Genomic DNA, 19,468 nt, shown 5'->3' on the forward strand with positions numbered 1-19,468 from the left:
CGTTCGTGACACGACATTGCGGGGATAGATTCGGGCGCGACGTGTGTCGCGCCTCTTTTTTTAGGGGAGGTGTGTTCGTGAGGAGCGACATTCTGTCGCCGTTGTGGCATCCGGCTCTCAGCGCCGCATGGATCCTTGATTGGGACGGTGTTCTGGCCGACACGAAACTGAACTTTCTTCCCTTCCGGCAGAAGTATTTCGGGGGACGTCAGGTTGCGATCCTCGAGGAGCTGAAAAATCTCCCCCGGGACCTTCGAGAGCAGGCGATCGACGACATGTGCACGATCGAGATGGAAGGGGCGGAACGGGCGACTCCCGTGGAAGGGGCGATCGATCTCGTCTCGTGGCTCGGACGCGAGCGTATCCCCTGGGCGATCGTCTCGCGAAATTGTCGGGATTCCATCGATTACGCGGCCGGGAGGATGGGGTTCGAACTTCCGGAGGTCGTCATGAGTCGCGAATCCGGTCCGATCAAACCGGATCCCGAGGCGCTCTGGAAGGCCGCTTCCCTTATAGGGACGAAGCCCGGGCGGTGTGTGATGGTCGGTGATTTCGTCTACGATCTCGTCGGGGCACGACGCGCGGGAATGCGGGCGGTTCTCGTCGAGCGTCCGGGCGCCGCGTATGCGCATTGGGCGGATATCGCCTACGACAGTGTTCGCGATCTCGTCGCTTCCCTCGGACATCCGGAACCGTGTATCCCATGGGAGTACGCGACCGTCGAGCGCGACAAGGGACGAAACTGGCTGCTTGCCCTGCGCGGTGTCACCGCGGCGCTCGATCCGGGCGATCCCGGCATCGTCCGGGTCATGCTCGAGGCGGCCTCCCTTGGAGTTCTCTTTTTCGAGGTCGCACGTGATGGAATCTTCGGACCGGAACACTTCCGCTCATCTCCTGTATGTCCCCCTTCCCGTCTCGGAGAGCCGCTTGCGGAGGCCCTCGGGGCGATCCTGCGAAACGGTTTCCCGATGGCGACAGTGTCCGAAGGAACGGGAGGAGTTCCTGTATCCTCTTCGGGGGAGGGCGTCGAGAGAATTCTGGAGGAAGCGGTCTCGTGGAGCGGATTGAAGGTCTGATTCCCGAAAGCCCCCTTGCGGACAGGATGCGTCCGCGAACGATGGACGAATTCGCGGGGCAGCAACATCTGCTCGCGCCCGGGGCTCCGCTTCGGGTGCTGCTCGAGGGAAGCCGCGTCCCGAGCTGTATTCTGTACGGTCCTCCCGGAGTCGGCAAGACGACGCTCGTGCGGCTGATGGCGTCCGTGACCGAAAGATCGCTGCTCGAGATCAACGCCGTAACCGCCAAAGTCGCAGAACTTCGGGATCTCGTCGAGGAGGCGAAACGCCTCAAGTCGATGGCGGGCGGACTCACGGCGATCGCATTCGTGGACGAGCTATACCATTTCAACAGGAGCCAGCAGAATGTTCTGCTCCCGTCGGTCGAACGGGGAGATATCATCCTCGTTGGAACGACGACGGAAAATCCATGGATCGAAATCAATAAGACGCTGCTCTCGCGAATGGTGATCTTCGAACTGCATCCTCTCGGGGAGAGCGACATCGTGAAGCTGCTCCGGCGGGCGATGACCGATCCGAGGGGGCTCGGACGACTGAGCCTCGAGACAGACGAGGATGTGCTCTCGTTCATCGCGGGGGCTTCGGGTGGCGATGCCAGGCAGGCACTGACACGCCTCGAAGTCATCGCGTCGAGTGTCGCGCTCACGGGGGCTTCGAGGTTCACGCGCGAGGCCGCAATGAGGCTTCTTCCCACGGCGAGCACGCGATACGACAAAAACGCCGACGATCACTACACGATCATATCGGCGCTCATCAAGAGTATGCGAGGATCGGATCCCGACGCCGCAGTCTACTGGCTCGCACGGATGGTCGAGGGGGGCGAGGACGTCCGGTTCATCGCGCGGAGACTCGTTATCTTCGCGGCGGAAGACGTCGGGCTCGCGGATCCCGAAGCGCTTCGGGTAGCGGCCGCTGCGGCGTACGCGGCCGATTTCACGGGGTATCCCGAGGCGAGAATCATCCTTTCCGAAGCCGTTCTGTATCTCGCGACCGCTCCAAAAAGCAACAGCGCTTATTTGGCGATTTCGGCGGCGCAGGAAGCGATACGCACAGGTGACGTACAGCGTGTTCCGGATCACCTGAATCCGCACGGGAGCGGATACAGATATCCTCACGACGACCCGAGGCACTGGGTTCCGCAACAGTACATGACGAAACCAGGACGTTTCTACTTCCCTTGCCGGAACGAACGGGAAGCCCGTATTCTCGCGCGGATGCAGCGTTTCTGGAAGCGATTCCGCGACGACGGGCAGGCGTCCGGACAGGGCGATCAGTGACGGAAGAAGCGGTACGCGAAGAGGCCGATGTATTCCCGGAGCGCCACGGATGTATTGTAAAGGCCGCCGGGTGACGGGATCCAGTTCGTTGCGGAGGGGCGCCCCGGCTCCGATTTTCGCAGTGCGGGCCATACGTGGATCCGGAGACCGGGCAGGAGGCGCGTCGCGCAATAGAGCGCCCGGGGAATATGGTATGCGGATGTGACGAGGACGACGTCCGTGAATCCGCCCTTCCTGATCTCCGGCGCGACGGATCCGAGGTTTTCCCATGTCGTTCGAGATGCGCCCTCGACCGTAATGTCGACCCCGCCCCCGAGTCGTTCCGCCGTAGAGAGGACCATGTTCCTGATGCCGTCCGCCTTCGTGCGTTCGGGGTATCCGCCGGAGTAGATCAGTGGCCATCCGTGTTTCCGGGCGAGAAGGAGTCCTTCGAGAAAACGAACGAGCGTCTCCGGTTCCATCTGCGGCACGGGGGAATCCGGAGCTATCCGGATCCCCCCGGCGAGTACGAGGACCGCAGACGATGCCGTTTTGCCGGGGATCGTACGCTCGACCGATTCAAGCGGCGTGAGCAGGAGATCCGACACGGCGGGAGTCGACAAAAGAGCCAGACATGACACGACGAGGATCCCGAATGCCGCAATGCCCCGATTTCCGCGACGTGACAGAAGAGACGCGAAAATCGCCAGAAGCAGGAAACAAAAAAAACCGGGTGGTGTTACCGCAGCCCCGAGAAGTTTGTACAGAACATAGGAGATGGACATAACCCCCGGTCTCTAGCGGAAGGTCTTCGAGCCTTCCCTGTGACGGTTCCTGAGATACCCGAGGAGCCCTTCCTTGCTCACGGTGATATGCCGGCGCATCTCGTCCATCGCCCTGTCTTCCTTTCCTTCGAGCAGAGCCTCGATGATGGCTACGTGTCCGCCGGCGAAGTTCGTGATCGGGTCGCGCTCGATGGAATAGGGGCGGCACAGGTTGATCAGGTCGGAAATGTTGACGAGCGTGCGACTCAGGAAGTGGTTGGAGCAGTATGTGTAGATCAACTGATGGAATGCGCGGTCTTCCGTTACGTACTGTTCGTGGCTGGTGTGGTCCGTCATGGCCTGGAAGATTTCCCTGAAACGGAGAAGTTCTTCTTTCGGAATATGCTTGCCCGCATCGGCGACGGCGAGGATTTCGAGCGCCATGCGGAGCTCGTACAGGTCCGACGCGTCCTTCTCCGTGGGGAGCGTCACGTATGCGCCGCGTCTCGGCGTCAGCGTCACGAGCCCCGTCTGCGCGAGCTGCCTGATCGCTTCCCTGACGGGTGTCCTGGAGACGGCGAGCTGTTCCGCGAGATCGATCTCCGAAAGTTTTGAACCGGGTTTGATAACGCCGCTGACAATCGCATCCTTGAGTTTTTCGTATACGATCTGACGAAGTCCCTGGTTGCTTGCCGGCGTCAACGGATTGATTACAGCCACTATAGTTCACCCCTGTTCTCGTTCATGGCGTGCATCCTTCGCATGAAAGCCCTTTCGGAGGATTTCCGTGGATGTCGCAGAAGATGGACTCCAATGCGATGATGTACGCATTATACAGCATTACATCCGTCCGACGCATTCCGCCCCTTTCGCAGGCGTTCCAGATGGTCGTACCAGAGGGACAATGCGTAGAGGGCGTCCGAAAACCTGTTGACATAGCGGTACACGTCATCATTCACGTCGCCGGCCCGATAGAGCCCCACCAGGATGCGTTCGGCGCGTCGGGCGATCGTCCGCGCCATGTGGAGGGCCGCCCCCGTCTTCGAATCTCCGGGTCTCACGAAGCGAAATGTCTCGCCCGTGACCTCGCGAACCTTCCCCGTTATCTGTTCGATCGCCCCGATCGAGGGACACTCCAGCCCGGGGTACAACGCAAGATGTCCCATCAGGGTGCCGAGATCGCGTTCGAGGACACAGAGATGTTCGCAGATCTCCGGGTATTCGCACATCGAACGAGCGAGTCCAACGGCGGCTTGGCATTCATCGAGCGTGCCGTAGCTCTCGACCCTCGGGTGGTCCTTGGGAATCCTGCTTCCGTCTCCGAGGCTCGTTTCTCCCCTGTCTCCGCCCTTTGTCGTGATCCAGTCGGCAGTCATCGATACTCCTCCTTTTCGGTCGATTCGCATCCGCCGCTAGTTCGGGAAGTCGGCGGGAAGCGGCGGAACGCCCTTCTCCCAGACGGCCCAGTTGTCGACGATGTAGTCGACTACGACTGCTCCGGCGCGGAATCCGTTCTTCATTCCGATCGAGAACGACCCGTTCGGGGCGGCGAGGCTTTCTTTCGGCGTCTGTCCCGCATGGGGCCGGTCGAAGTTCACGACGTCGCGCGCGATCATATACCGGCCGAGTACGCCGTACCGCTCCAGCACAAGCGCGACCGCCGAATCTTCCATCTGCGTGGTTACGTAGGTTCCGGCCTTATACAGGGTGCAGATATAACTCGCTTCCCGCGACAGCGTGCGGCCATGCCACCAGGTGTCGGACGTAACCGTCGTTCCGATGCCCACGAACGGCTTCCGCTGCGCCTGTTCTTCGCGGTACCGCAGACGGTAGAGGGCGGCGTCGACGGAGTCATCCAGTGGAACGGTGCGGCTCAGGTGGTATACCCATTTTGTCAGAAGCGGATCGAGCCGGAGAACCGTTTTCTTCGCCGTACCGTCGAGCGGCTGAAAGACCGGAGCCCTGTCGGTGACGTCGAGGGGAGACCACCGCTGCCCGAGATCGTAGTCGACGACACAGTCGGACCAGAAAACAGAACCGAGCGTGCCCTGCTCCGGAGGTGTTCCGGCGCAGCCGGATGTCAGGAAGTACGTCGACGAGAAATCGAATCTCGGATCGGAGAGAATCGCGGTGATGGTTGCGGCGGCGTTCGCCTTGCCGACGCCGATGATGGTGCCGCATACCCCCGAGGCCGAGCAGTACACGGGGGCAAAAGCGCCGCGGATGGATACGGGTGTCGCGTCCTTGAAATATCTTTCGTACCAGTGCTGGAATTCTCCGGCGAAATCTCCGGTATTCGCTCCGACCTCGAACATCGTGAACACGAAGATCTTCGGACGGATGACGTCGGCCGAAGCGCCGGTGGCGATCAGGAGCACCAGAAGGAGCAGAGCAAATATGCGAGCGGTTTTTTTCATAGTCTCGCCCTCCCTGTTGTGATGAATGGGCAGTTTTTTGTTCCCGGATAATTCAACGCTCCTTCGTTTGAAATGTCAACATGACAGTTGACACGACCTTGAGAATGCTGTATGTTCTACCGCAATTTTCGGCAAGAAAGCGGGATTCTGATGCGAAGTACCGGTGTCGTACGATCCGTCGAAATTGGCATAAATGTTCGGCTCTGGTGGTGGCGAAGCGATTCCCGCCACCGTAGCGCCTTGTGACGTCGCAGTTTTCGACAGGGGCCGCGGAGGTGGGTGATGCCTTCGCGGCCCCTGTCGCTTTCTCGAGCCGAACACCATCGGAACGAACGGGCGGAGGGGATTGATCTCCCTTCCGCCCGTTTCGTATTTCAGAGGGGCTGAAAGCCTCAGAGGAGGGATTCGGACATGGATGTTTCGATCGTCATTGCGTATGCGGCAGCGTGGATTTGTCTGATAGCGGGAATGTGCTACGCGCTTTCAGGAAAGGAGGGGAGACAATCATGACAATCGCGATCGTCCTTGGCGTCTACATTGCCGCCATGTTGGCGATAGGGTTTTCTTGCAGGAACGCACGGAACGCGAAGGATTTTCTTCTCGCGGGAGGGACCCTCGGTCCCGTGCTGCTCTCGATGTCGTTTGTCGCCACATATTTCAGCACGAGCTCGTTGCTCGGCGGGGGCGGTTCGGGGTATCTGTTCGGATTCGGGTTCAGCGCGTATCTGTTTTTTTTCCACGTCCTTTTCGCTGTTCTCGCCTGGGTCATCGTGGCGCCGCGGCTGCGACGGGTCGTCCAGGAAGAAGGAATCCTGACGGTTCCGCAGTTCTTTCGGCATCAGTTCAACTCGCGGGTGATCCAGGTCATTGCCGCGCTGATCATTGTCGTTTTCTTCCAGCTCTATATGAGTTCGATCTACAAGGGAGCGTCGAATCTTCTCGAAATTACGATGGGAGTATCGTATCCCGCCGGCGTTGCCATCGTCGCGATTCCTGTCGTGACCTACACGTGCATGGGAGGGTTCCGATCGGTTGTAATCACCGACCTCATACAGGGTATCATCCTGCTTGCGGGAGGAGTGTTGCTGTTCGGAACCATTGTCGTCTCCATGGGAGGAATTGGTGCCGGACTCGCAAGGCTGGCATCCACGCCGATCGGCGGCGGACTGACCGGGGAGGCTTTGATGCGCCTCGGTGCCACCGGGCCGAAAGAGCTTGTCGATTCGGGCATGATGACGCCGTTTCTGCTGAGTCTCACCTTCGCGATCAGCGTGGCGCAGATCGCGAGCCCACAGCTCATTATCCGCTTTTTCGCGGCGAAAGACCCGGGAACCGTGCGGAAGGGGATGCTTCTTACCCCGCTTCTGATCGCGATCTTCGCGTTCTGTGTCTTTTCTTCAGGACCTTTCGCCCATCTCTTCGTCCAGGGCATCAGGGATCCGGATCTCGTTATTCCGTCGCTCATGAGATGTGTTTTCCCGGGATGGGTTTCCACGTTGCTGCTTGTTGCCGCGATCGCAGCGGCGATGTCCACTCTGAGTTCGACCCTCATGGTTGCCGCCAGTTCGCTCACGCAGGATCTCCTTGGGAATTCGAGCGTTCCGTTGACGCGTCTCGCCGTACTCGGTACGGGCGTCATCGCTCCCCTTATCGCGCTGCGTCCCATCGGAATAATCGTCACGATAGTGGGGCTGTCTTTTTCAGTGATCTCATCGGTTTATCTGGTTCCGCTGCTCGCCGGACTCTACTGCCACAGGCCGTCCCGCCGCGCCGCCATCGCGTCCATGGTCGCGTCCGCCACCACATGCGTGATCTGGCAGTTGCTGGTCTTTCGGCGTCTGCCGGTCTATCCTGTCGTCCCCGGAATAATCGTCTCCGCGTTCGCGTACCTTTCCACGGATATTGTCGAACGCACCCTTGCGCCGAAAGGAGCGGAAGAAGGAGCGGAGTGAGGATTTCACGGACTCTGATACAATTGACGAAAGCAATTTCAGAACGCGAAAGAAGGGGCTTCCGGATGGATTGCAGGTGTGCGCCCGCCTATGCGGGGTTTGCGACATTTCTTCGTGCGCGGACAGGTGGAACGAAAGACGTGAATGCCGGAGATATAGGGATATACGGAATGCCGTTCGACACGACGTGCGGCTCCCGGCAGGGTGCGCGCTTCGGGCCGAGGGCGATACGCGAGGAATCGTTGCATTTCATGTATCAGATGGGGGCGCTGACGACGGACCGAAAGGAAATGGTCAATATCCACACCGGAAAGACCTTTCGCTTTCCGCCTCGCGATATCGTGGTCGATACGGGGGATGCGGACGTTTTCCCCGCTGACGTCGGCCGAACCGCCGCGGCGATTGAAGAGCATGTCTTCGAAATCGCGCGCAGGGGAGCGTTGCCGGTAGGCATGGGAGGAGACCATTACGTGACCTATCCGGCGGTGCGGGGCGTCGAACGTGCCTGCGCCGAACGCTTCGGACGCGCGAAAATGGGGTACGTCCACGTTGACGCGCACCTCGACCTTACGGATGACACGGAGGCATGGGGACGCCACTATCACGGCTCGATCGCGAGGCGCGTCGGCGAACTGCCCGGCGTCGACCCGAAACGAATGGTATGGATCGGCACGGGCGGGAGTTTCCAGACCGCGGAACGGTGGGATTACGTCCGGTCGAGCGGGGCGACCGTGTTCAGCGTCCGCGAAATGGAACGGCTCGGAGTGGAGGCGGTCGTCTCGAGGGCCGGAGAAATCGCGTCCGACGGCGCCGACGGCGTCTACCTCACGATCGACATCGATGTCGTCGATCACGCCTTCGCGCCGGGAACGGGATCGTTCGTCTTCGGAGGCATCACATCCGCGAATTTCCTCCATCTCATGGAATGCCTCTCGCGCCTTCCGGTTCTCGCGCTGGATCTCGTCGAGGTCGCGCCGAATCTGGATCCCACAGGGGGAACCCAGCGCCTTGCCGCGATGGGCCTCATCTCGTTCCTTATGGATCGTATTTTCTAGAAAAAGCCCGAAAGAGGCACATAGTACGGGAAAAGACGAGAAATCATGCCGGAGAGAAGAACACTTCCCCTCTCCGGCACTTGACATGTTATGCACAAACTTTATGATTGCTTTGTATGTAGCATCAAACTTTTACACGAGGAGCTCGGCATGATCACCACCCCACTGGCGGAACAGATCGGCATCGTCCTCTACGGACTGCGAAACAGCGGAAAGTCGTCACTCGTCAATAATATGCTCGAAGCGGACATATCGATCGTGTCGGATCGCCCGGGCACCACGACGGATCCCGTCGTCCGGAGCATCGAGATGGGGCCGCTCGGTCCCGTTTCGGTCACGGACACCGCGGGGTTCGACGACGACGACGACGAGCTTGGTGCGCTCCGCGTCTCGCGGACGAATCTCAGGCTCGAAACAGCGGATATCGTGCTCTTCGTCACACGCGGAGACGTCCCGCCGACCTCTGCGGAAGAAGCGGTCGTCGCAAGGCTGATCGAACGGAGGAAGCCTGCGCTGATCGTCCTGACGTTCGCCGACAAAGGCGTCTGCGGGGAGAAGCGTCGCTTCGCGCCCCATTATCGCAGGATCCACGTGGATAACCTTTCACGTCGCGGCATCCGGGACCTGAACGCGGCACTGCAATCGTTCTCCGACCTCGTCGAACGGGAGATCACGCCACTCGAGGGGCTCGTCCAGGCGGACGAATCGATCCTTCTCGTGACCCCGATCGACGATTCCGCGCCGAAGGCGCGCATGATCCTGCCCCAGGTCGAGGTTATCCGGGACATTCTCGACAAGGATTGCTTCATGTCCGTTACGAAGGAGTTACAGCTCGCTTCGTGTTACGCCTCGCTGAAAGAGCGCCCGTCTCTCGTGATAACGGACAGCCAGGCGTTCACCGAAGTAGCTGCAGCAATCCCCCGGGATCAGCTTCTGACATCGTTCTCGATCCTCTTCGCCCGAAAGAAGGGAGATCTTGCGTACTTCGTCGAGGGTCTGAGAAGGCTTTCCGAAGTCCCCGCGTGCGGACGTATCCTGATTCTCGAGTCCTGCAAGCACCATCGCGTCGACGACGACATCGGAACGGTCAAGATCCCGACCCTCTTCCGGAAAAAGGTCCGCCCAGATGTCACGTTCGAGCTGCTTCAGGACGTCCCGGAGCGCCTCACGGACTATTCGTTCGTCATCAACTGCGCCGGGTGCATGACGACGCGCAACAACATGATGCGCCGTATCGCCATGTTCCGGAACGCGGGGCTCGCAGGAACGAACTACGGTCTGTTCCTGGCGTGGGCGAAGGGGCTGCTTCCGCGCGCGCTCGAACCGTTCCCGCTCGAGCACGCGCTGTACAACAGCTTCGGAGGAGAGAACGATGACGTTCGACAATGAGGCGATCCGGGAACTGATGGATCTCCCGACGGATGTTCTCGTTGCGGAGGCGGACCGGATCCGGAAAGAACGATACGGGGACGGCGTCTGGATCCGTGGGTTGCTCGAATTCACGAACCGGTGCGCCTGCAACTGCCTGTACTGCGGCCTCCGCCGCGACAACCGAAGGATTCGCAGATACGCGCTCGAAGATCGCACGGTCCTTTCGGCCGTCGGCGACGCCTTCGACGTCGGAATCCGTACCTTCGTCCTGCAAGGCGGCGAAGATCCGTTCTGGACCACGGAACGGCTTTGCGCGCTCGTGGGCGCGATCAAGAGAAAGACGAAGGGGGAAGCCGCGGTGACCCTGAGCTGCGGCATCCGGTCCCGGGACGAATACGCCGCGCTCCGCGACGCCGGAATGGACCGGTATCTGCTGCGTTTTGAGACATCGGACCGGGAGCTTCACGAATGTCTTCGTGACGGCGTCCCGTTCGATCTCCGGCTCCGGGCGCTGTACGACCTGCGCGAAACCGGAATAGAACTCGGGTCGGGTTTCATGGTGGGCCTCCCTGGCGAAACCGAACGGACCCGTTTCGAAAACCTCCTTCTCTGCCGCGATCTCGAACTCGACATGATCGGCATCGGACCGTTCATTCCGAATCCGGACACGCCGCTCGGGAACGCCCTTCCCGGAACGATCGCGGAAACGGTCCGGATGACGGCGCTGCTCAGGATCATCCTGCCGGACGCAAACATTCCTGCGACGACGGCGGCAGGATCGCTCGCGGCGGGCGGTCGCGAGGCGATGCTAGCCGCCGGGGCGAACGTCCTCATGCCCAACATCACGCCGCTCGACGTCCGGACGTGTTACCTGCTGTACCCCGGAAAGGACACGATCAGACAGGATGGCGTTCAGGAACTCGGGGAGATCGGGGAGCGCCTGAGGTCGCTCGGGCGGACGATGCGCCACGATCGCGGAGACTCCCGTTCGTCGTCGGCGCGGACCGGCCTCCCGAAGGCGATCGGCGCGGTGAACTGACGCAATGATCCACGGAGAGGACTCCGCCCCCGTCCGTCGTTTCCGGCGTGCGCGAGAGGAGCCGACGCGGACCTGCCGCGACTCGATCGGAACCACGGCGAGCTCTTTTGTTTCCGGCGCGCTCTTCCCGGTCGCGGTGATCCTGCTCTGGTGGGCGGGCAGCAGGGCGGGACTCTGGAATCCGTTCCTCCTGCCGTCGCCGCAGGCTGTCCTCTCCGCGGCGTGGAAACTGACGCTCTCGGGAGAACTCCCGATGAACATTCTGACGAGCATGGGGAGGATCGTCGCAGGATTCGGCCTCTCGTGCGGTCTCGCGCTGCCCTTCGGGGTCATCCTCGGGCTTCGGCCGTCCTTGGGAAAACTCCTCTACCCGACGCTCGAATTCCTGCGCCACGTGCCGCCGCTCGCGATGCTGCCGCTGCTGATCCTCTGGTTCGGCATCGGAGAGGCGTCGAAGACTGTCGTAATTCTTCTGGCGACGTTTTTTCCCGTGTTCCTGAACACGCTCGACGGCGTCAGGCGGTGCGACGCGGGGCTCGTCGAGGTCGGACGCAGCCTCGGTTTCACTGGAACGCGGATTTTCCGCCGGATCGTTTTCCCTTCGGCGCTTCCCTCCATCCTGACCGGGCTTCGGCTCGGACTCGGGTACAGCTGGCGCGCCCTGATCGGCGCGGAGCTCATCGCCGCGTCGTCGGGTCTCGGATACATGATCCACGACGCCGAATCCCTGTCGCGTTCCGACGTCATCGTCGTGGGAATTCTCGCGCTCGGCCTCGTCGGGGCGCTTTCCGACCATCTGTTTTTCCGTCTCGCCCGCGCGGCGACGCCTTGGAAGGAGGCGTCCGCTTCCTGTGACGGTTGGGATTAGGCTGAATCGTGCCGGCAGAACCTACATCCTGCCGGACGGTCCGGTCCGGGCGGTCGACGCGGTTTCGCTGACCGTCGGGCCCGGCTCGTTCGTGACGGTCGTCGGACGGAGCGGATGCGGCAAGACGACGCTTCTGAGACTCATAGCCGGACTCGAGGAACCGACTTCGGGATCGATAGAATTCCTCCGGAACGGCCGTCGCGTCGAACGGAGGGACGCGGGGGTCGGCATCGTCTTCCAGGAGCCGAGGCTCATGCCGTGGCTCACGGTCGAACAGAACGTCCGGTTCGCGCTCGATGGCCGCCGCGACAGGGAAGAAGCCGATCGCAAGGCGACGTCGATCCTTCGGATACTGGGGCTCGAACGTTTCCGGGACGCCCGCCCGCAACAGCTCTCGGGGGGGATGGCCCAGCGCGTCGCCCTCGGACGGACGCTCGCGTTCGATCCCGAAATCGTCCTCATGGACGAACCATTCGGCGCCCTCGACTATTTCACGCGCAGGATGCTCCAGCGAGAGATCGCCGACCTTCACGCGCGCACCGGAAAAACCTTCGTGCTCGTGACGCACGACATCGACGAGGCGCTCGGGCTCGGGCGGAACGTCATCGTCCTCGAAGCGGGGCGGATTGTCGACGACATCGCACTTCCCGAAAGAAGCGGCGACGATGGAGGCGAAGCCGTCCTCATCCCGCTGCGCCGCCGGATTCTTCGCGCAATCACCGGAGAGGTCCGATTCTCCCCGGACACATCACATCGTCAGGAGGCTGGTATCGATGCGTCACATTAGGTTTTCGGCGATCGCGCTGCTGCTCGCGTGCGCATTCCCGACTCTCGCGTCCGCCGCAGTGAAGGAAATCGGCGTCACATACGTCAAGTCGCCGCTGAACGTTCCGGCGATCGTCGAAATGAAACTCGGGCTCTTCGAGAAGGAATTCGGTCCGGACGGAATCACGGTCACGCACCCCGATCTCAACGCGGGACCGAAACAGACCCAGGCGATCGCGGCAGGGTCCGTGCAATTCGCCAACTGTCTCGGCAATACCTCCGCGCTGCTCGCCGCCGTCGGAGGCGTGGATCTGAAGATCATCGGCATCTTCAGCCGCGCTCCGGAGGCCTTCACGATCATCGCGAAGGCTCCGGGAATCGCATCGGTCCGGGATCTGAAAGGGAAGAAAGTCGTCGGACCGAAGGGAACGCTGCTTCACCAACTATTGATCGCGGCACTCGCGAAGGAAGGACTGAAAGCGGCGGACGTCGAGTTCCTCTCGATGGGACTCATGGAAGGAGTCACCGCGATGCTCGCCGGAAGCGCCGATGCGGCGCTCGCGGCTGGGGCGGCCGTTCCGAAGGCGCAGGAACAGGGGGCCCGGATCCTAGCGACGGGGAAGGGACTCCTCGACGCGAGTACGGTCATCGCGGTCGGCGGACAGTTCTTGAAGGAACATCCCGATCTCGTCGCGCGCTTCATGAAAGTTCACAAAGGCGCACTCGCGTTCATGAAAGAAAACGAACGGGAGGCGCTCCGCCTCACGGCGGAGGAAACGGGACTCACGCCCGAAGCCGTTTCGGCGATGTACCCGCTCTACGACTTCGACGTGACGATCCGTCCGTCGGATATCGACGATCTCCGGAAGACGCAGGAGTTCCTGATCGAAAACGGCATGATGGAAAAGAGGGTCGATATCGACTCGCTCGTCGTCTCCATCGACGCCGGAAACGCGAAGTAGCGGGGATTTCAAGGGAATGCGCTCCGTGTCCGAAGCATAAGGGCCAGATCACCCGGAATCCACGGAAGGAGCGGAGGTACATGGAACGTATTCCCGCAGGCGTCGCGCCGCACACGGACGTGCCTGTGCAGCTTCAGGGAGAAATGCCGCAAGAGACGGGACCGAGGGAGCCGGGGAGACTTTCCGGCGAAGACGTTCTCGAACGCCTTCGCAAGGCCCTCGCGGAGATCGACGACGAACGCCTCGCGATCCTCGACCGGCACCACGAAATGGTTGCCAAGTCACAGAAGATGACCATGGAATACATCAGGAAAAAACTCGCCGAGAAACGGATCTTCGATGCCGAACAGCTCGACGACGCCCTCCTTGAAAAGGCGATCGTCGAACGTATCAACTCGAGAAACCGTCTCGAGGAGGACGCGCTCAAAAGAAACCTGAAAGACGGATAGCCCGTCTCCTTTCAGAGATACCGTAATTGCCTCGGACCCTCCCGTCGTGACTGCGGTTACTTGACAGAGTTTTAATCAGAATATTACTATCTCTATAAATATTTGAGACTCAATTGAAAAGGCGGCGAGTGCGATGTTCGATCTGCTGTTCAGCCCCGTGCGAATCGGGCGGGTCGAGATCCGGAACCGCGTTGCGATGACGCCGATGGGCGTCAACCTCGGCGCGTCCGGAGGCGGCGTTACCGACGACATCATCGCGTTCTACGAGGCCCGGGCCCGGGGAGGGGTCGGACTCATCGTCAGCGAACTCTGCCGCGTCATGGACGGGGCAGGGGCCGCAGACCCGTGCCAGCTCTCCGTGCGGAGCGTCTGCGACGTCCCCGGACTGGCGCGGCTCGTCGACTCGGTGCGAAAGTACGGCGCGAAGGTATTCCTCCAGCTGCATCACCCCGGACGCGAGGGGCACGCCGCGATCGGCGGCGAACAGCCCGTCGCGCCGTCCGTCGTCGAGCATCCCGGCGGCGGCGAAATGGCCCGGGAGCTGACGATTCCGGAGATCGAACGCATCCGGGATGCGTTCGTGAATGGCGCGTTCGTCGCGAAAATGGCGGGAGCGGACGGCGTCGAGATTCACGGAGCGCACGGCTACCTCGTCAACAGCTTCCTGTCGCCCTACCTCAACCGGCGGACCGACCGCTACGGCGGGAGCTTCGAGAACCGGATGCGCTTCCCGCTCGAGATTCTCGCGGGAGTCCGGAAAGTCTGCGGCCCGGACTTTCCAGTCGGGTTCCGGCTCTCGGCCGACGAATTCCTCGGGGACCGGGGGAACGATCTCGCCGCCACGTGCCGGATCGCCGCGGAACTCGAAAAGGCCGGCGCCGATTTCCTCGATATCAGCTGCTCCATCCCCGACAGCCCGAAGGCCATCGTCTGCATCGAGCCGGGGACCTTCGAACAGGGCTGGAAGAAGTACATGGCGGCGGAAATTCGGAAACACGTGACCATTCCCCTCATCGCGGTCGCGAACGTCAAGGAGCCCGAAGTCGCGGAGGCGATCCTCGAAGAAGGCTGCTGCGACATCGTCGGAGTCGCGCGCGCCCACCTCGCTGACCCCGATTGGTGCAACAAGGCGAAGGCGGGAAAGAGCGAAAGCATCACCAAGTGCATCGGCTGTCTCGCGTGTTTCGACGAAATCTGCCATCTGCGGCACGTCAAGTGTGCCGTCAATCCCAAAACGGGACGGGAACGCGAATTCGCCCGCCCGGAGCGCGACGGCACCGGACGGACCGTCGTCGTGGTCGGCGGCGGCCCGTCGGGATTCACCGCCGCGCGGGTTCTTCGCGAACGCGGCTTTCGGGTCGTGCTCTTCGACGGCTCCCCGAGGCTCGGAGGCATGCTGAACGTGGCGGACAGGGGCCTCGGCAAGGAAAAGATCACGCGGCTCGTCGACTCGATGGTCGTCCAGGCGGAGGGGAGCGGCGTCGAATTGCGACTCGGCGAGGAGGCGACCGTCGGAAAGGTGAAGGCGCTCGCTCCCTGCGGGGTCTTTCTGGCTTGCGGCGCCCGGCCCTTCATCCCCCCGATCCCCGGAATCGACGGAAAGAACGTGACGACTGCCGAGGACGTCCTTCTCGGCCGGTCGGAAGTCGTCGGCGACTGCGTGGTAGCGGGTTCCGGGATGACGGGCCTCGAGACCGCGGAGGTCGTCCTCGGCGCGGGACACAGGACGACGATCGTCGACATGCTGCCGGAAATCGGCGCGGGAGCGTTCCCCGGCGTGATCGCGGACATCATGAACCGTATGGAGCCGCACTCTCCGACCTATCTCCCCGGACACAGACTGTTGCGGGTCACCCCGCACGGCGTCGAACTCGAATGCATCAAAAGCGGACAGAAAGTGTCCGTCACGGCCGAAACGGTGATTCTGGCGCTTGGGGTGAGGCCGAGAAAGGACGTCATCGACGCCTTCAGAAACGACTTTCCCGATGCGGTGGTTCTCGGTGACGCGGTGCGCGGTGGACGGATCATTGACGCGACGCAGGACGCGTACGGGCGGGCATTCGTTTTCGAACCTCAGGACAGCTGAAAGGGGACGGGACAGATGAGCAGAACGGGCGAGTACTATTCGGGAAAGATCGCGGTCGTGACGGGCGGCGCTTCGGGGGTCGGACTCGCGCTGTCGGAGAGGATGCTCTCATACGGGGCGAAAAAGGTCATCCTCGCGGATTACAACGCGGAGAACCTCGAACGGGAAACGGCGAGACTGAACGGGGAACATCCGGGAAGTGTGCACGGTCTTCGGTGTGACGTCACGAAGGAAGCGGACGTGTCGGCGACGATCCGCGAGGCCGCCAGGCTCGGCGACGGACGGGTCGACATCCTCTTCAACAACGCCGGGGCGGGCTTCGGCGGAGGCTTCGACACGCTGACGAACGAAGATTGGGAAAAGGCCTTCGCGCTGAACTTCTACGGAGCGCTGTACGGAATCCGCGCCGTGTTGCCGATCATGCGGGCGCAGGGGGGCGGGCATATCGTCGATGTGATTTCCGGCATCGCCTTCATGCCCATGGCGCTGCAGACGATGTACGCGGCGACGAAGGCGGCCCTCAACGGGCTGACGCTCGCGCTGCGGTACGAATACTGGGACGAGAACATCCGCTTCACCTCGACGACTCCCGGCACGACGATCACGGGAATCTGGAAGGGGAGCGAGCCGCCGAAGGGGGCGCAGACGGCGCAGCAGTCCGCGACCACCATCCTCGAAGGGGTGGCGAAAAACGAACGCCTCGTCCTCGGCGACGCGGGAGACCTCGACGGCGCAAAGACCTGCTTCCACCCCGAAGCCGCGGGGGCGATAGACGACTACCTGCTGAACGTGGCCCGCAAGCGCAAGAGGGGCGAATGGGCCGTATAGGTACGAAGTCCGATGCAATTCACGACCGGCAAGGAGGGAGAATCATGAGAAACGGCAGTTTCTTCGTTCCGCGCGAACAGATCCGTCCGTTCTTCAACCCCGGTTCGATGAACAACGAAGAGGGGCTGTATCTCGCGTGGGAGACCGACCCGGCGACCGCCCGCCGCGTGCTGCCGCCGCAGCTCGACCTCTTCAGCGCGGAACACCCGATTGTGATGGTGTACGTCGTCGACATCCGCGAGCCCACCTTCGCTTCGTGGTACATGGAAGGCGGCATCATGATGCTCGCCCGCTACCGCGAGAAGACGGGAGCCTATATGCTGAACCTTCAGCTCAGCGGCCCGGGGGCCTGCACCGGAATGAACAGCGGCCGGGAATTTTCGGGGCTGCCGAAGAAAATCTGCGAGAAGATCGTCGTCGAACGGAACGACACGTTGGCGCACGCGGTCATCGAAAGCAAGGGACGGCGGATATTCGACGCGGAGATCGAACTCGGCGGCTACAACGAACCACTCATGGGAGAACTCCACCCGGACGCGGGCCCCGGCCGCAGGGAACGGGGAGCGTGCTTCCTGTTCCGCTACCGGACGGATACGGCGCCGGACGGGCACATGACGTTTCCGGAGGCGACCCTTCTCAACTACGACAGCGTGACCGACTATTCCTCGTGGGAACCGGCGGCCATCAGATCCATCACGATGGAGCCGTCCCTTGACGACCCCTGGGCGGAGATGACCGTCGTGAAACCGATCGGCGCGGCGTACAGCGTCAACTCGAACTGGGTCGCCGGACTCTCGTGCCTCGCGCAATTCACGGGCGACGAAGCGGATTCCCTGATCTCCTATCTCTTCACGGGTCGGTGGGATCGCTCGACCATTCGTCCCGGACACCAGCGCTACGGACAGTTATGACCGCGGGGCGCTCCCGTTCTTCGGCGATATGCAGTCGTATTTCATCGTTCAGCGAAGCGACGGTTTCCGGAGCCTGAAACCGGACTGGTGGATCGTCATGGAGGCGTACCGGAACGCTCCGTCGAAGGAAAACCTGGAGCTTGCCCGGCGCGCGTTTCCCGATGCGTATGTCCGGCGTGCGACCGCGCTCGTAACGAAGCCGATACCGGTATACGAAGAGCTGGTCGACAAATAATGTATCCCTGCATGAGGGAGAAAAGTCGGCAGCTTTCGCCCGTTCGTTTGTATCGGAGGCAGCCGCGGCTGCGCTACTGGACGGAACAACGGTTTTATGATAAAAAAGTGTCCGCTGCCGGAGTGGCGGAATGGTAGACGCAGCGGACTCAAAATCCGCCGGGGGCGACCCTGTGGGAGTTCGAGTCTCCCCTTCGGCACCAAACCTTGATAGCGACAGGATTGGCAATGCGCTTTAAAGCACGAAAGCAAAAGCGGTTTTTCCTCGAAAAAACGGTGAATCCACCGTGGTAAAAACAGGAGAACCGCGACGGATTTTTCAACGACCTTCCCGGATTCCGTTTTCGGCGGAAATCGGGGAGGTTTTTTAATGTCAGGTATCGAAGAAGCGAAAAACGGCGCTCAAGCAGGCTGGGAAGAGGCTTTCCGCTACTTCATCATTTTCAAGACCGCCGAGGGGCGAAGTCCGCGGACGGTTTCCGATTACGGGAAACACATCAGGTTTTTCTTCAAGAAATACCCCGACGCGTTCGCGCAAGGCCCTGCCCTTCGCCAATCGCTCCTCGCCTATTTCTCCGAACCCGTCAAACCCGCGACATACAACATCCGGTTCACCAATCTCAAGGTTTTCTTCGACTGGTGCCGTGCCGAGGGCTACCTGCCGGAAAACCCGAACCCTTTCCGCGGCTTGAAAAAGAAGAAAGCCGAGGGGCGCATTGTGCGGATCGGGCCGGACGTTCTGACCGCGCTTCTCAAACTTCCGAACAGGGAATACTTCAGCGGGACCCGGGATTATGCCCTGATATTACTCTCCCTGGACACCGGAATTCGCCCCAGCGAAGCTCTCGCGCTCACGACCGACGACGTGAATCTCAAGGCGTATGAAGTGTATATCCGTGCGGAATCCGCCAAGACTCGCGTGTCCCGAACCCTCCCCTTCAGCAATACCACCGCCGCTGCGATCGCAGATCTGATGCGGGTTCGTCATCCGCTCTGGAATTCCGGAACTCCCGTATTTTGCGCCGCTACGGGGAATCCATTCGGGTTGAGGGACTGGGAAGACCGAATTTGTATGTACTCCAAAATACTCGGAACAAAGATCCGCCCCTACGACCTTCGTCACACGTTCGCGTTGATGTACCTCAAGAGGGGCGGAAACACCTTCGCCCTCCAGCGGACGATGGGGCACACGGACCTCTCCATGACGCGCCGGTATATCGCCCTGAACGACGACGACCTGCGGGAAGAACACAGAAAGGCGTCTCCTGTCGAAGGGATCTTCAAGAAGCGGATCACCGTGCTGAAGGTGGCGAAAATCAAAAAACCCGAATAGCTATTTCAAAAAAAGACGACCACGTTTTGTTTCCCGAAGGCCCGACTCATAGGTTTCTATAAGAATGGGGGGCCTTCGGGCAAATCCGCTCCATTCACGAGG

Annotated in this window: 19 protein-coding genes and 1 tRNA gene; 16 read left to right on the forward strand and 4 right to left on the reverse strand. The window is 61.2% G+C overall.

The genetic code is table 11. The features are described 5' to 3' along the window. The first annotated feature begins 77 nt into the window (after window positions 1-77). Together ACZ5IU_RS12670 and ACZ5IU_RS12675 are read left to right on the forward strand one after the other, a co-directional pair. Window positions 78-1,076, forward strand: a complete 999-nt coding sequence (locus tag ACZ5IU_RS12670; protein WP_464417881.1) for an HAD family hydrolase — start codon at window positions 78-80, stop codon at window positions 1,074-1,076. Window positions 1,077-1,102: 26 nt separating this feature from the next. After that, window positions 1,103-2,353, forward strand: a complete 1,251-nt coding sequence (locus ACZ5IU_RS12675) for a replication-associated recombination protein A (protein WP_464421922.1) — start codon at window positions 1,103-1,105, stop codon at window positions 2,351-2,353. Here the strand turns inward: ACZ5IU_RS12675 and ACZ5IU_RS12680 are convergent. From ACZ5IU_RS12680 to ACZ5IU_RS12695, 4 genes are all read right to left on the reverse strand, one after another. Then, a complete protein-coding gene (locus ACZ5IU_RS12680) occupies window positions 2,347-3,117 on the reverse strand; it encodes a YdcF family protein (RefSeq protein WP_464417883.1) in 771 nt (256 codons plus the stop codon). The genes ACZ5IU_RS12675 and ACZ5IU_RS12680 overlap by 7 nt on opposite strands. 12 nt (window positions 3,118-3,129) lie before the next feature. After that, window positions 3,130-3,816: a GntR family transcriptional regulator gene (locus tag ACZ5IU_RS12685; RefSeq protein WP_464417885.1), complete on the reverse strand. Its 687-nt coding sequence runs from the start codon at window positions 3,814-3,816 to the stop codon at window positions 3,130-3,132. A 110-nt stretch (window positions 3,817-3,926) separates the two neighbouring features. Beyond that, window positions 3,927-4,472, reverse strand: a complete 546-nt coding sequence (locus tag ACZ5IU_RS12690) for a cob(I)yrinic acid a,c-diamide adenosyltransferase (RefSeq protein WP_464417887.1) — start codon at window positions 4,470-4,472, stop codon at window positions 3,927-3,929. 36 nt (window positions 4,473-4,508) lie between these two features. Further along, entirely contained in the window at window positions 4,509-5,513 is a 1,005-nt protein-coding gene (locus tag ACZ5IU_RS12695) for a purine-nucleoside phosphorylase (RefSeq protein ID WP_464417889.1), read from the reverse strand. A 506-nt stretch (window positions 5,514-6,019) separates the two neighbouring features. Here ACZ5IU_RS12695 and ACZ5IU_RS12700 point away from each other — a divergent pair. The 14 genes from ACZ5IU_RS12700 (at window position 6,020) to ACZ5IU_RS12765 (ending at window position 19,366) form a co-directional block, all read left to right on the forward strand. Next, window positions 6,020-7,465: a sodium:solute symporter family transporter gene (locus ACZ5IU_RS12700; protein ID WP_464417891.1), complete on the forward strand. Its 1,446-nt coding sequence runs from the start codon at window positions 6,020-6,022 to the stop codon at window positions 7,463-7,465. Between the two features lie 140 nt (window positions 7,466-7,605). Beyond that, window positions 7,606-8,520, forward strand: a complete 915-nt coding sequence (locus ACZ5IU_RS12705; protein WP_464417893.1) for an agmatinase family protein — start codon at window positions 7,606-7,608, stop codon at window positions 8,518-8,520. 150 nt (window positions 8,521-8,670) lie between these two features. Further along, on the forward strand, window positions 8,671-9,909 hold the full coding sequence (gene hydF, locus ACZ5IU_RS12710) for a [FeFe] hydrogenase H-cluster maturation GTPase HydF (RefSeq protein ID WP_464417895.1): 1,239 nt from the start codon (window positions 8,671-8,673) through the stop codon (window positions 9,907-9,909). After that, window positions 9,893-10,930 (forward strand): [FeFe] hydrogenase H-cluster radical SAM maturase HydE, encoded by a 1,038-nt coding sequence (gene hydE / locus ACZ5IU_RS12715; RefSeq protein WP_464417897.1) that lies wholly within the window; start codon window positions 9,893-9,895, stop codon window positions 10,928-10,930. The genes hydF and hydE overlap by 17 nt, the downstream gene beginning before the upstream one ends. Before the next feature lie 4 nt (window positions 10,931-10,934). Continuing rightward, window positions 10,935-11,798: an ABC transporter permease gene (locus ACZ5IU_RS12720; protein ID WP_464417899.1), complete on the forward strand. Its 864-nt coding sequence runs from the start codon at window positions 10,935-10,937 to the stop codon at window positions 11,796-11,798. After that, window positions 11,782-12,585, forward strand: a complete 804-nt coding sequence (locus ACZ5IU_RS12725) for an ABC transporter ATP-binding protein (protein WP_464417901.1) — start codon at window positions 11,782-11,784, stop codon at window positions 12,583-12,585. Before ACZ5IU_RS12720 ends, ACZ5IU_RS12725 begins: the two co-directional genes overlap by 17 nt. Continuing rightward, window positions 12,572-13,525 (forward strand): ABC transporter substrate-binding protein, encoded by a 954-nt coding sequence (locus ACZ5IU_RS12730; RefSeq protein ID WP_464417903.1) that lies wholly within the window; start codon window positions 12,572-12,574, stop codon window positions 13,523-13,525. Before ACZ5IU_RS12725 ends, ACZ5IU_RS12730 begins: the two co-directional genes overlap by 14 nt. A gap of 80 nt (window positions 13,526-13,605) precedes the next feature. Then, window positions 13,606-13,974: a hypothetical protein gene (locus tag ACZ5IU_RS12735; protein ID WP_464417905.1), complete on the forward strand. Its 369-nt coding sequence runs from the start codon at window positions 13,606-13,608 to the stop codon at window positions 13,972-13,974. Between the two features lie 133 nt (window positions 13,975-14,107). Further along, entirely contained in the window at window positions 14,108-16,060 is a 1,953-nt protein-coding gene (locus ACZ5IU_RS12740) for an oxidoreductase (RefSeq protein WP_464417907.1), read from the forward strand. A 15-nt stretch (window positions 16,061-16,075) separates the two neighbouring features. Then, on the forward strand, window positions 16,076-16,888 hold the full coding sequence (locus ACZ5IU_RS12745) for an SDR family oxidoreductase (RefSeq protein ID WP_464417909.1): 813 nt from the start codon (window positions 16,076-16,078) through the stop codon (window positions 16,886-16,888). A 44-nt stretch (window positions 16,889-16,932) separates the two neighbouring features. Beyond that, entirely contained in the window at window positions 16,933-17,799 is an 867-nt protein-coding gene (locus tag ACZ5IU_RS12750; protein ID WP_464417911.1) for an acetoacetate decarboxylase family protein, read from the forward strand. A 28-nt stretch (window positions 17,800-17,827) separates the two neighbouring features. After that, a complete protein-coding gene (locus ACZ5IU_RS12755; protein WP_464417913.1) occupies window positions 17,828-18,034 on the forward strand; it encodes a hypothetical protein in 207 nt (68 codons plus the stop codon). A gap of 116 nt (window positions 18,035-18,150) precedes the next feature. Continuing rightward, a tRNA-Leu gene (locus ACZ5IU_RS12760) sits at window positions 18,151-18,236 on the forward strand. Between the two features lie 167 nt (window positions 18,237-18,403). Further along, window positions 18,404-19,366, forward strand: coding sequence for a tyrosine-type recombinase/integrase (locus ACZ5IU_RS12765; protein ID WP_464417915.1), 963 nt, complete (start codon window positions 18,404-18,406; stop codon window positions 19,364-19,366). Window positions 19,367-19,468: the final 102 nt, after the last annotated feature.

It is taken from the genome of Lactivibrio alcoholicus, assembly GCF_055390895.1.

Excerpts from the sequence above, each read along its gene's own strand:
- ACZ5IU_RS12740 (WP_464417907.1), top strand. The coding sequence starts at position 14,108 with ATGTTCGATCTGCTGTTCAGCCCCGTGCGAATCGGGCGGGTCGAGATC.
- ACZ5IU_RS12755 (WP_464417913.1), top strand. The coding sequence starts at position 17,828 with ATGCAGTCGTATTTCATCGTTCAGCGAAGCGACGGTTTCCGGAGCCTG.
- ACZ5IU_RS12730 (WP_464417903.1), top strand. The coding sequence starts at position 12,572 with ATGCGTCACATTAGGTTTTCGGCGATCGCGCTGCTGCTCGCGTGCGCA.
- ACZ5IU_RS12765 (WP_464417915.1), top strand. The coding sequence starts at position 18,404 with ATGTCAGGTATCGAAGAAGCGAAAAACGGCGCTCAAGCAGGCTGGGAA.
- ACZ5IU_RS12735 (WP_464417905.1), top strand. The coding sequence starts at position 13,606 with ATGGAACGTATTCCCGCAGGCGTCGCGCCGCACACGGACGTGCCTGTG.
- ACZ5IU_RS12745 (WP_464417909.1), top strand. The coding sequence starts at position 16,076 with ATGAGCAGAACGGGCGAGTACTATTCGGGAAAGATCGCGGTCGTGACG.
- ACZ5IU_RS12690 (WP_464417887.1), bottom strand. The coding sequence starts at position 4,472 with ATGACTGCCGACTGGATCACGACAAAGGGCGGAGACAGGGGAGAAACG.
- ACZ5IU_RS12720 (WP_464417899.1), top strand. The coding sequence starts at position 10,935 with ATGATCCACGGAGAGGACTCCGCCCCCGTCCGTCGTTTCCGGCGTGCG.
- hydE (WP_464417897.1), top strand. The coding sequence starts at position 9,893 with ATGACGTTCGACAATGAGGCGATCCGGGAACTGATGGATCTCCCGACG.
- ACZ5IU_RS12695 (WP_464417889.1), bottom strand. The coding sequence starts at position 5,513 with ATGAAAAAAACCGCTCGCATATTTGCTCTGCTCCTTCTGGTGCTCCTG.
- ACZ5IU_RS12680 (WP_464417883.1), bottom strand. The coding sequence starts at position 3,117 with ATGTCCATCTCCTATGTTCTGTACAAACTTCTCGGGGCTGCGGTAACA.
- ACZ5IU_RS12675 (WP_464421922.1), top strand. The coding sequence starts at position 1,103 with ATGCGTCCGCGAACGATGGACGAATTCGCGGGGCAGCAACATCTGCTC.
- hydF (WP_464417895.1), top strand. The coding sequence starts at position 8,671 with ATGATCACCACCCCACTGGCGGAACAGATCGGCATCGTCCTCTACGGA.
- ACZ5IU_RS12750 (WP_464417911.1), top strand. The coding sequence starts at position 16,933 with ATGAGAAACGGCAGTTTCTTCGTTCCGCGCGAACAGATCCGTCCGTTC.
- ACZ5IU_RS12700 (WP_464417891.1), top strand. The coding sequence starts at position 6,020 with ATGACAATCGCGATCGTCCTTGGCGTCTACATTGCCGCCATGTTGGCG.